Below are 12390 nucleotides of genomic sequence, written 5' to 3'. Positions count from 1 at the left end.
AAGACACAAAGGCCGGGCATCTGCCCGGCCGCTGCGTTGTACCTGCCACGCCGGCGTGCGCGGTTACTCGCAGGGCTCGCCGTCCACCTGCAACGACGCCTCGTCCAGCGGACGGTTGCCTTCGATCGACGCCCGCTGCTCGGCGCTCGGTGCGCCCAGCCACCACACCTTGCACTTGGCGACCAGCCTCCCGACCATCTTCGCCTGCGTCGGTGCGTACAGCATGTCCAACGCGGTGGTGCTGCACTGGTGCGCCTGGCAGGCCGAGTAATACCACCAGACATCGCCGTCCAGCATCAGCGGCTGGCCCGGTGCGCTGGGGCCACTGAGCAGGCGCTCGCGCAGCGGCAGGATCTGCGGGTCGGTCGATTCGGCCGGCGTGGCTTCCTTCATCAGCGCATCAAACGCGGCGAGCACCTTGGCATCCTTGCGCCCGCAGTTGTCCACCGAGTTGCCACCCACCAGGGTGAAGAAGTAGGTCGCCAGCGGCTGCTGCTCGCAGGTGATCTCCGCACCGGGGGTTTCCCCTTCCGGTTCGCCTTCGTTGTCCCAGACCGACGGTTCCACGCCATCCTCGACGGACGCCTCGGCGCTCGCGGCGGCAGCGGGCGTGTCCGCAACAGGCGTCGTCGCCGGCGCGGCGGCCGCCTTGCCGCCGTCATCCGGCGCCTTTCCACAGCCTGCCAACATGGCCAGCAACAGCGCGGCCAACACAGTTCGACGTTTCATTCCTTGTCCTGTCAGCAAGCGGTGTTCCCGCCCGGCACCATGGGTAGCACCGGCCAGCCATGCAATTGTACGGGGCCGTATCCGCGGGCCGTGCGGCCGCTACCGCACCCATCATCTTCACCCCGGCCTGCATCCGCTTTGCTAGCGTGCCCCTACCGCCATGGCACCGTGGCACCGGCACCCCATACCAAGGAAGGCCTCGATGATGAACCGCACCGCATTGCTCGTCCTGGCAGGCAGCCTGCTCGCTGCCCCCTTCGCCGCGCAGGCCGCACCGCCTGCCGCGACCGCCGCGCCTGCGGGCACCGTGCAGCAGGGCACCTTCGCCAGCGAGCAGTTGCAGAAGGACGTGCTGCAACACATGTACGTACTGCTGCGCAACGACGGCTGCCAGGAACTGCTGAACGTCGTGCCCTTCCTGCGCGCGCAGCCGGAAGGCGAGATGGGGTCACGCAACTGGTCGGAGACCTGGGTCTTTGAATGCAGCAACGGCCGCGACGAGATCGACGCCCGTTTCCAGGAAACCCCGCACGACGGCGGTGCCGACTATTCGGTCAGCAGCGCCACGCGGCATACCTTCGGAACACCCGCCGCGACGAAGTAGCGAGGAACGCTCCTGCCCGCCGCGCACCACTGGCGCGGCGGGGTCAGTACTTGCCGACCATGCTCAGGTACCAGCCGCGATGGTCGTAGTCGAAGCGGGTCAGGTCATCGCTGAAGTCGGTGAAGTTGTAGCCCACGCCCACGCGCAGGTTGCGCCCGATATCGCGGTCCAGGCCCACCAGCCAGCCCTGCCGGCGGCCGCCATCGCGGACATCGAGCAGGCGGTATTCGAGCAGGCCATGCCACTGGTAGTACAGGTCGTAGCGCAGCTGCGCGGCACCGAAGCTGGTGGCCGAATCGAACCATGGGCCGGTGCCCCGCCCGTACCGTACCTCGCCCTCGCGCCGTGCCAGCTTCGCGGCCACTTCCCAGCGCGGGTCGATCCGGTACACGCCCTCCAGCGACAGCACCTGGGTGCGCTGGTCGTAGTCCACGCCATCCACCTGTCCCATCGTGGACAGGTCGTACAGGTAGGTGTAACGCCCGAATACGCCCCAGCGGTCGTTGTCCCAGGGGCGGTAGGCGAAGCCCATGTTGCCCTCGATGAAGCGCGCCCCGGCCACCGGGTTCAGCACATCGTCGGTGTCGGCGTAGTTCAAGCGCGCCGCGATCCGCCAGCTGTCGTTGAGGCGATGGCTGAGCCGGTTGGTGCTGACCCACTGCGTGCGCCGCTCGGCACCGGTATCACGCCGCCACTCCAGCTTGCTCTGCCAGTCGGTGTCCGGTGAGGTACGTCCACCGGACAGGCTGACCGCCTTGCGGTCCACTTCCCCGCTGCTGGCGTCGAGCTTGCCGTCGCTGAGGGTGAAGCCCGCGTTCCAGCCCACAGCGGGATAGAAGTCCATGCCGAAGGTATGCGCGAGCCCGGACTCCTGGCCGGACTTCAGGAACTGGCTTTCGTTGAAGACGTTTACCTGGTCGGACAGGCGCCAACGCTGGCCCAGCGTCCACCCATCCTGCGCGTTCGGGCTGAACAACGGGTCGTACTCGCTGCGGTCGGTGGAAAGGGTGTAGCTGCCGTAGAAGCTGTGCTGCGGGGTCAGCTTGTACTCGGCGTTGACCTGCGCGGCGCTGCCGCGATCACCGTCGCTGAACTCGGCGCCCACGCTGGACTGGTTGGCGAAGGTATACGCGCCACCGGCGAGCACCGCGTCGTTGTCGCGGTAGCGGCCATGGTCGTCGTCCACGGTCAGCTGGCCGCCGCCGTACAGGTCCAGCGCGGTGCCGATGCGATGGGTATAGCGCGCCGCGGCCAGCATGCCCGCGGCATCGCCGGCCTGGCGTGTTTCCTGGACGCGCCGCACCTCGGCCGATAGGCGGTCGTTCTCGCCGATGCGCCATTCGACGGTGGCCTGCGCCTGGGTCAGGGATTCGCTGCCACGTCGCGCTTCGCTGTAGCGGGCGTACAGGTTGAAGTCGTCGGTGACGTAGCCGAGCAGCTCCACGCCCTGCTCGCGCACGCGCTGGCCGGTATCGAAACGCCCCACCGAGTACCCGCCATCGACCTGCCGCCACCAGGCGCCGGCGCTCCAGTCGCGCCGGGTCCAGTCCAACTCGCGCAGGTTGATGCGCCCTTCCACCGCGGTCGCCTCGCCTTCGCGCGGCCCGCCGGGGTTGAGCTGGCGGAAGCTCAGGCCACCATTGTCGGAGAAGAAGACCGGTGTGCTGGTGGCCTCGCTGCGGCTGTGCTCGATCTTCAGGTAGGTGCCGCGCCCGGCCTGCAACGTCAGGTCGGCACCGCGCAGGGCGTAATCCTGGCCCGAACGTTGCTCGTCGACATAAGTGGCCCCCAGTGCGACGTGGTCGCCGAACCAGTGCTTGCCACGCACGCCGGCGGTGACGTCATCGGCATCGAAACCGGAAGGCACCCATTCGTAGTCGACGATCAGGCGTTGTTCGTAGCCATCCAGCGGCACGTCGCGACTGAGGCGGCGCAGGTTCTCGCGCGTCACCTGGGCCAGTGGCCGGGTCAGCAGGATGCGTCCCTGCAGGGCGTCGATCTCGTAGTCGGCACCACGCACCAGCGACACGCGCTGCTCCACGCGCCCGGTGGTCGGGTCGCGGATCTCCAGCACCACCTGGTCGGAGCCGGCCAGGATGCTGGCATGGCGCAGGTAGTAGAGGCTGCCACCGGTACCGATGAACTCGCTATGGCCCGGGGCCGTTTCCGCCTGCGCACCGAACAGGCGCAGTTCGCTGCGCGCATCGCCCCAGGCATTGGCGCGGCGTGAGCGCCACGACAACGCCGCGCCATACAGCGAGCGCACGTACTGCGCGTACTCGGTGCCGCTCAGCCCGGTGTTGTAGTTGCCCCACAACGCCTGGTTCTTGTCCCAGTCCAGGCGCAGGTAGAAGCGTCCCATCGTGTCCACGTCACGCTGGGTCAGCGAGTCGTCGCCGTAGGTGGGGTAATACAGATCCGGGTCCAGGCTGCGGAACAGGTCCCGCGGGTCGGCATTGGTGAAGCCGGTGAACAGGTCCTTCAGTGGCCTGTTCTGGGTGTCCGCCTGGGCGGTCAGCAGGTAGCGGCCCCGGGTCTTGGACTTCAGGTAGAACGCCAGCCGCCCGTCACTGAGCACGCTGTCGTCGCGGTCACCGCGGGCCAGGTCGCGGCCGGCACCGGAGGCCTTGTTCTGGTAGACGGTGATGTCGGCCAGGCCGACCCCGAACAGGTAGCTGCCGCTGACATCCACCTCCAGCGTGCGCGCGATGGCCGGCGCGTCCTGCCGCTCCACGCGCACGTCGAAGGCATGGTGGCCGATCGGCATCAGGTATTCGGCGGCGAACTTGCGGTCCAGGTCCAGCGGGTAGCTCTCGCCGTTGATCTTCAGCGACGCACCCAGCGGGAGGTCGCGCCCGCGCAGGCGCACGCGCGCGCCGTACACGGGAATGTTCTGCTGGCGAAGCCCGTTGCCGTCGAACACCTGCTCCAGCAGGGACAGCGAGGCCGCCTGGTCCGCATCCACCGCGCTGCCACGGCGGTCCTCCAGTGCGTCCCGCAGTTGCTGGTTGCCACGCTCCACTTCGGCCGGCGTCACCAGCTGTATGGACTGCGCCGAGGTTTCATCCACGTTTCCCTCGGCGTCATACGCGCGCAGCACGTACACCAGCCGGTCACCACGACGCAGCGGCACGTCCTCCGGCAAGGTGCCGTCCCAGCTGTGTTGCCCCACCGCGGCCACCGGCAGGTCGAACTGCGCCAGCGGTGCCACAAGGTCGCTGTCACTGCCGCGGTAGAGGCTGACTTGAAAGCGGGTGATGAAGGCCGTGTAGTTGCCACGGACGAAGAAGTCCACCGGGCGCGTGATGCGCCCGTTGTCGAAGGCCACCATCGAAGGGGCCGAGACCGAGAGTTCCGGCAGGCCCATCGCCGGGTCTTCGGTGGCCCAGATCGCCCCGCCCTCGGGCAGGCGGATCAGGAAGTTGCCGGTGACCGTGGCCTTGCCCGGCGCATCCAGCGCAAGGCTGACGCGGCGGTCCGGCTGCAGCACCTGGGACGAGGACCGGACCGAGGTGCCCTCGGTGACCGGCTCGTCATAGCTGCGCGAGCGCAGGGTGAACAGCAGCGCGCCGTCGGCGCTGCATTGGCTGCTATCGCAATCCATGCGCGTGGCTGCGCCGGAGGCCTCCGTCGGCGGTGCGGCCTGGGCGGTGCCGGCAAGGCACAGCAGCAGCGCCTGGCACAGAACGATGCGGCGGGGGCGACGGGAGGCAACGTGACGTGTGCTCATTGGCGTGCCTCCTGTTGGCGCGCCGCTTCCCGGATGGCGGCGCTCTCCTCGTTGCGGACGCGGATGCGCTGCTGCACCGCCGGACTGAGCAGGCCGCGCAGGGCCTCGAACACCGCCGCGGCGCGGCGCAATCCCAGTGCCTGGTTGTAGGCATGGCTGCCGCGCACGTCGGTATGGCCAACCAGGCTCACCTGGCCGCCCCCCATCGCTTCCAGCCGTGCCGCGATGCTCGCCAGCAGCGGCTTGAACTCGTCACGGATGCGCGACTTGTCGGTATCGAACAGCACGTTGCCAAGCAGCGCACCCTGGGCATCGACGCCGGCGACCAGCGAATGCGGGTCGCTGACATCGGTGCGCAGCTGCACCGTCAGGCCCGCACGCGCGGCCTCGGCCACCTCGGCCTGCAGGGCATCGCGCACCACCGTGGCGCGACGGAAGGCCAGGTCCTGGTTCTCGCCATTGGCCAGGATCACCACGTCGCCGCCCAGGTAGCGATCCACGGTCGCGGCGATCTTCGCCAGCACCGGCCGGTAGGCGTCGCGCAGTTCGCTGCTGCCCGGTGCGAACAACACCTCGCCCAGCACCAGCTCGGCCCGCTCGTCCGGTGCCTGCGGCGACGGCGGCAGGCGCACGCCGAAGCTGAAGCGCGTCGGCACGCCCTGCGTCACCCGGCGCAGCAACGGGTTCTCGGTGGTCAGCATCGCCCCGCTGGGCACCGTAGCCGGGTCCAGCTTGATGATGAAGTTGCGGCCAAGGCGCGCGTCGCCACCGTGCACGTCGGCCAGGTGATAGCGACCGAACGGGTCGGTCTCGACCAGCAGGCCCTCGACCGTCGCCAGCCGCACGCCCGGGATGCCCTGCTCCTGGATGCCGGTGTTGCCGATCACGTAGGCCACCTCATAGCCCTCGGCGACGGCGGACACTTCGCGCCGCACCGCCGGCTCGGCGGAGGTCAATCCCTTGGCGGCGTCGCCGCTGCGCAGCAGGGTCGGCTTGCCCGCCGCATCAAGCTGCAGGCGCTGGCCCTGCCTGCTGTCGAGTACGAAGTCATCGGTGAAGGCGAGTTCGCGCAGGCGCTGCCGCACGACCACCTGATTGGCCTCGGCCGGCTCGGCGGTGGAACCGCGCCCGTGGACCGTGCCGATCTCCAACCCATGCAGCAGCGGCGCACTGGCATCGGCCACCGCCTGCGGGCCTTGCCCGCGATCGATGGTGGTCGAGCCCGGCACGTAGGCCGAGGCGGCGAAACCGCCCTGCACCGTCACCCCGGTCAGTTCGGCACTGTCCTGCCAGCCATCACCGTCGCGGTCGTCGAACACGGTGCCGAACACTAGGCTGTCCTCCAGCAGCGGATCGGTATCCAGCTGCACTTCGGCCGTGGCGATGTTGGATACCGCAGTGCCGTCGGGGGTGGTCGCCACCGCGTGGTTGACGTGGCTGCCGGGGCGCACGCCCGCACCCACCCGCAGCAGGTAGGTGATGGTCGCGTTGCGTCCCACCGCGATGTCCACCGCGGCGATGCGCAGCGGGTTCTGGCTGCTGGCCAGCGCGAAGGCGCCATCATCGTCGGCCACGCGCATCGAGCCATCGACATAGCTGAAACCGGTCGGCGGGGTGTCCACCACCACGCCGTTGCGCCAGTCGCTGCCCCCCACGTTCTCCACCACCAGCTGGTAGCGCACCAGGTCACCGACCTTCACCCGGCGCGGGTTGGCGCTCTTGGTGATGCGCAGGGCGAAGTCGGACACCACCTTGTGTTCGGTTTCGCAGCTGCCGCATTCCGGCGGCTGGCCACCGTCGGGGTACTCGCCCCGCAGGCGGTTGCGCACCGTGGCGAATGCCTTCTCGTTGACCGTGGCGGTGTAGGTGAACACATGCTGCCCGGGCGTGGTGCCCGCCGGCAGCGTGCAGACCACGTCCGCGCCCTGCTGCACGCAACCGCTGGGCAATGCGTCCAGGGTCAGGCCCGGGTCGGGCGTGTCCAGCAGCTGCAGTGGCTGCCGCAGCGCGGCGTTCTCGATCGTCGCCGACAGGGTGTAGCGCAGGCGGTCACCGGGGCGTACCTCGCTGCCGCTGGCCGGGTCCGCCTGCTTGGCCAACACCACGCGCGGTTCGGCCAGCGGATGCTCGGTGCTGCAAGTGGTGCAGGTCGGCGGGGTGCCACCACCGCCCTGCCCGACCACCACGTTGCCGATGGTGCCACGCGCATCGGCGGCGACATGCGCCTGGTAGATGATGCTGTAGCTGCCCGGGGCGGTGCCGGCGGGCAGCGTGCAGACCAGGCTGGCACTGCAGCTGAACGCGCCGGCGGCGGTGACCGCGTCGAACACCAACCCGGCGCCGAGCGTGTCGTCCAGGCGCACCGGCTGGCTGGTCGAGGCGTTGAGCACGTCCACCGTCAGGGTGTAGCTGATGCTGTCACCGGCCTTCACTTCGGTACCCGCGGCCGGCACCGAACGCTTGCCCACCTGCACCTCGGTGGCGCGCAGGGTGTGCCCGGTGCTGCAGTCGGCGCTGCAGCCCGGGTTGTCGTTGCCCGTCGCCAGCACCGTGTTGCGTACGCTGCCACTAGCCTGGGCATTGACCCTGGCATGGTAGGCGACCGGATAGGTCCCCGGCACGGTCCCGGCCGGCAGGGTGCAGACCAGCGGGTTGGCCGCGTTGCAGGTGAACGCGCCGGGCTGGGTCACCGCGACCAGGTCCAGGCCGACGCCCAGGGTGTCGGTCAGGGTGACCACGTCACTCGTCCGCGAATCGCTGACGACCACCTCGACGCGGTAGTCGACCGTGTCCCCCACGCGCACCGGCGAGGCCGTGCCCGAGGTCTTGTGGTAGCTCACCGATGCCGCACGCACCGGCGTGGTGGTGCTGCAGTTTGCGGTGCACGGCAAGGTGCCCGTGCCGGTGCCGGTCACCGCGTTGGTGACCGCTCCCTGCGCCTGCGCGTTGACCAGGGTGGTGTACTCCAGCGCGTAGGTTCCCGGCACGGTGCCGGCGGGCAAGGTGCACACCAGTGGATTGGCGGCATTGCAACTGAAGCTGCCTGCGGAGCTGACCGCTTCGAAATCCAGCCCCGTGCCCAGGGTATCGGTCAGGGTGAACACCGCCGTGGTGCGCGAGTTGCGGATGATCGCCGTCAGCGTATAGGTGATGCGGTCGCCCACCGACACCGGACCGGCCGGCATGGATGCCTTGTGGTACTCGATCTCGGCAGCGTTCACCGGCGTGGTGGTATCGCAGTTCGCGGTGCAGGACGGGTTGTCGCCACCGCTGCCGAGCACCGCGTTGGTCACCTGCCCGCTCGCCTGCCCGTTGACGGCGGCGGTGTAGCTCAGGCTGTAGCTTCCCGGCGCGGTGCCGGCCAGCAGGGTACACACCAGCGGATTGCCGGGCGTGCAGGCGTAAGCACCGGCACTGGTGACGCTGCCGAAGTCCAGCCCGGCCCCGAGCGTATCGGTCAGGGTCACCACGTCGCTCGTCTGCGAGTTGGTCACCACGGTGGTCAGGGTGTAGGTCAGCACGTCCCCCACCGATACCGGGCCGGCGGTGTTGACCGACTTGGCGTAGCTCACGCCCGGCGTCGCCACCGGCGTGGTGGTGTCGCAGCTGCCCGAGCAGGAGGGCGTGTCCGGCCCGGTGCCGGTCACCGCATTGCGTACCTGCCCGCTGGCCTGGGCATTGACGACGGTGGTGTAGGTCAGGCTGTAGGTGCCCGGTACGGTGCCCGCAGGCAACGTGCATATCAGCGGGTTGCCCGTATTGCAGGTGAAGATACCCGGGCTGGTGACCGCCACGAAGTCCAGGCCCGTGCCCAGCGTGTCGGTCAGGATCTCCAGGCCGGTGGTGCGCGCATTGAGCACCGTGACCTGCAGCGTGTAGGCGATGCTGTCGCCCACCACCACCGGCCCGCCGGTGGATGCCAGCTTGTTGTAGCGCACCAGCGGATTGGCCACCGGCGTGACCACCTCGCAGTTGCCACAGGCAGGATTGTCCGGGCCCGTGGGCACCACGCCGTTCTTCACCGAGCCACTGGCCTGGTCGTTGACGACCGCGGTGTAGGTGAGCGGGTAGCTGCCTGCCGGGCTGCCGGCGGGCAGCGTGCATACCAACGGGTTGGAAGCGCCGCAACTGAATGCGCCCGCGCTGGTGACGCTGCCGAAGTCCAGGCCGGTGCCCAGCGTGTCGGTCAGGGTGACCACGCCGGTGGTACTGGCATCGGCGACCACCAGCGCCACGGTGTAGGTGATGGTGTCACCCACCACCACCGGGCCACCGGTAGCGCTGGACTTGGACACGGTGATGCGCGGCGCGCCCACCGGCGTGGTGGTGTCGCAGTTGCCGGCGCAGGTGGGGGTGTCGGGCCCCGTGGGCACCACGGCGTTGCGCACCTGGCCGCTGGCCTGGGCATTGACGGTGGCGGTGTAGGACACGCTGTAGCTGCCCGGCACGGTGCCCGCCGGCAGCGTGCATAGCAGCGGGTTGCCGGCCGTGCAGTTGAACGCGCCGGCGTTGGTGATGCCGCCGAAATCCAGGCCGGTGCCAAGGGTATCGGTCAACGTGACGATGCCGGTGGTGCGGGCGTTGGCCACCACGACGGTCAGCGTGTAACCGACGCTGTCCCCCATCACCACCGGCCCGGTAGTCGTGCTGGCCTTGGATATGGTGACCTGCGGCGGTGACACCGGCGTAGTGGTCGTGCAGGTGCCGGAACAGGTAGGCGTCTCGTTGCCACTGCCGACAACGGTGTTGACCACCTGGTCGCTGGCCTGCGCGTTGACCACCGCGCTGTAGGTGAGGTTGTAGGTGCCGATTGCCGTGCCGGCCGGCAGATCGCACACCAACGGATTACCCGCGGTGCAGTTGAACACGCCAGCGCTGGTGACGCTGTCGAAATCCAGGCCGGTGCCCAGGGTATCGGTAAAGGTCACGGCGTCGCGGGTGGCACTGTCCTCGACAATCACCGTCAGCGTGTAGCTGATGGTGTCGCCGACGTTCACCGGCCCGGCCGTGTTGGCCTGTTTGCTGTGCCGCACGCGCGCGGCCGGCACGGTCACCGGGTTCTGGGTGCAGTGGTCGGTATCGGTACAGCTCGAGCCGGGTTCCGGGGTCACGCCCGTGTTGAAGGGGTCATGCCCGCCCCCCACGCTGGCATGGTTGATCAGCGTGCCGACGGCGGTGGGCAGCACCGTGACCGGCAGTTCGATGGCACTGCTTGAACCCGGGCTTCCCGCGGCGGCCAGCACCTGGTTCGAAGTACAGGTCACGCGCTGCCCGCTGGCCGTGCAACTCCAGCCGTTGTTTGTATGCGCACCGCTCCATCCGGGCGCGATGCCCGCTGGCAGCTCGTCCAGCACGGTGATGGTGCCGGGCTGCACGGTCGGCGGATTGCCGGTGGCCACATCGGACGTATTGCTGACCGTCAGCGTGTACGTGGTGCCGGGCTCGCCGTAGTTCCAGCTGCCGTCGCCGCTGTTGTTGCTCTTGGTGATGCGCAACGCCGGTGCGGTGATGGTGATCAGGTGATCCTCCACCTCGCCATCATCGGCCACCCCGATCGGTTGCTGGATCTCCGCGGGGTCGGTGGCATAGCGCAGGCGCACGTAGCTGGTCCCGGCGACCACCGTCGCCGGCACGGTCCAGCTCAGCGTGGCGCTGCCGCCGCTGCAGTCTTCGATGCTGCTGCGCTCGCCGTCGTCGAACTGGCCACTGCGGTTGAAGTCGATCCAGCCGGCCACGCGGCCGTTACCCACGCACGCGACCGGCTGGCTCACCACCGTGCCGGCCTGCATGACGGTCAGCCGGTAGTTGGCCGGCCAGGCATTCTCCTCGTTCGGGTTGCCAGCCGGGAAGTCATCATCGCCACGTGCAGCCACGCTGTAGCTGCTGCGCTGTTCGGTATCCGGGCCCATGCTGCCGAGGTAGTCCACGACCGGGGGCGCCAGGCCACCGGGCGTATAGCCGGCCGTGTTGATGTCCAGGTTGGTGGCATTGGCGGGGATGTTGTCGTTGCGGAACTGCAGGTCATCCACCACATGCATGGCATCGCCATAGCTGTTCGGTGCATCGCCAAAATCCGCGTAAGGCACCAGCAGGCCGATGGCGATGGCGGTGGTACCGCCGCCGCGGAACTCGAAGTCCATGCCCACTGCCAGGTTGCCTGGCGTGTAGGCGGCATTGTCGAAGCTGAGGAACGTCACCGCCGCAGTGTTGTTATCGTTGCCCGGCCCGAAGCGGATCACCTCCTCGGCACCGTTGAGCGACTTGGTGACGCGATACGCGCCTGCGCCGACGTTCTTGCGCATCTCCACCACGTTCCAGGTGCCGTCGGCCGTGGCCTGGACGTACTCGACGCCGGTATTGATCGATTCCGCATCCGCCATCACCACGCCACGCAGGCGATAGGGCGCGCCGCCCAAGGTCGACACGCAATTGATGCGGAAATTGGCCACGCCGCCGGTGCCGGCAATGCCCGCGATCAGCTGGTTGGCGTTGCCGGTTCCCCCGATGTTGTACAGGTCGTCCAGGCTGTCACCGCCGAACGCACCGGGGCGATAGCTGCTGAGCGGGACGCCCGTGGCATTGGCCAATGTACAGGTCACCTCCAGATTGAAGCCGGACGCTACCGGCATCGAGATCGACGAGGCACTGCCATTGCCCAGTAGTACGCCCGGCGTGCCGCGATCGGTGCCGCCGCCCCAGGTCAACCACAGCACCGTATTGCGATAGGGACTTGAGCCTCCGGTGGCGTATGCCGCGGCCCACGCGGTGGACGGCATCGCGAAACAAAGCGCCAGCACCAGCAGCCCCACTACACGCCAGGCCAACGCCAGGCACGGACTCACACGGGTGGATCGAACGTTGAAGCCGCGCGACCGGACGCGCGGTGCCATCGACTGCCACATGCTGTCATCCCCTTCTGCACCCCTCTCGAGGCGCATTCGCCAACTCGATTGAGACAGACCCCGTTTGAGACAGACTGCTTTGACGCATCAATGCTGGCGCGTGTGACACTCCCCTTGCGCCCGCGCTCGGATGAACAACTTCGTTCCGTCCGATGCCGAACCCGCACGACACCCGGCGCCATGAAGCGCCAGCCCGTGCACGGCCTGGCAGAACTCCCCGATCATCCGCCGCGGTGATTTCAGTCGGCCACGGCGGCGATTTATCCATACCGCCGTGGCACATGGATACACACTTTCGGCAAGGGCGTCGTGAAGACCCAACTTCACCGCCGATACGGGACACATGCCGCAAAACCGCCTGAAACAGGCATTACCGGCGTTGATGTGAATTCAGGAAATGCAGAACGCCGACTCTCCTCCGGCCG

The 12390-nt window shown here is 68.5% G+C and carries 4 protein-coding genes; 1 reads left to right on the top strand and 3 read right to left on the bottom strand.

Going from position 1 to position 12390, the window contains the following annotated elements:
- Positions 1–63: 63 nt before the first annotated feature.
- Positions 64–729 (bottom strand): hypothetical protein, encoded by a 666-nt coding sequence (locus ATCM_RS05260; protein WP_132863192.1) that lies wholly within the window; start codon positions 727–729, stop codon positions 64–66.
- 202 nt (positions 730–931) lie between these two features.
- Between ATCM_RS05260 and ATCM_RS05255 the strand changes: the two genes are divergently transcribed.
- Positions 932–1333, top strand: a complete 402-nt coding sequence (locus ATCM_RS05255; protein WP_132863191.1) for a hypothetical protein — start codon at positions 932–934, stop codon at positions 1331–1333.
- Positions 1334–1376: 43 nt separating this feature from the next.
- On the opposite strand, the gene ATCM_RS05250 is transcribed toward ATCM_RS05255, so the two are convergent.
- Positions 1377–5063, bottom strand: a complete 3687-nt coding sequence (locus tag ATCM_RS05250) for a hypothetical protein (RefSeq protein WP_132863190.1) — start codon at positions 5061–5063, stop codon at positions 1377–1379.
- A complete protein-coding gene (locus tag ATCM_RS05245; protein WP_243693961.1) occupies positions 5060–11905 on the bottom strand; it encodes a CshA/CshB family fibrillar adhesin-related protein in 6846 nt (2281 codons plus the stop codon). The genes ATCM_RS05250 and ATCM_RS05245 overlap by 4 nt, the downstream gene beginning before the upstream one ends.
- Positions 11906–12390: the final 485 nt, after the last annotated feature.

Source organism: Stenotrophomonas sp. ATCM1_4 (assembly GCF_004348115.1).
In the GTDB taxonomy this organism is placed as follows: Bacteria; Pseudomonadota; Gammaproteobacteria; order Xanthomonadales; family Xanthomonadaceae; genus Stenotrophomonas; species Stenotrophomonas capsici.
This window is presented reverse-complemented; position numbering and strand designations above follow the sequence as displayed.

What these genes read in the sequence shown, in the direction of transcription:
- ATCM_RS05260 (WP_132863192.1), bottom strand. Translation starts at nt 729, where the DNA reads ATGAAACGTCGAACTGTGTTGGCCGCGCTGTTGCTGGCCATGTTGGCA.
- ATCM_RS05255 (WP_132863191.1), top strand. Translation starts at nt 932, where the DNA reads ATGATGAACCGCACCGCATTGCTCGTCCTGGCAGGCAGCCTGCTCGCT.
- ATCM_RS05250 (WP_132863190.1), bottom strand. Translation starts at nt 5,063, where the DNA reads ATGAGCACACGTCACGTTGCCTCCCGTCGCCCCCGCCGCATCGTTCTG.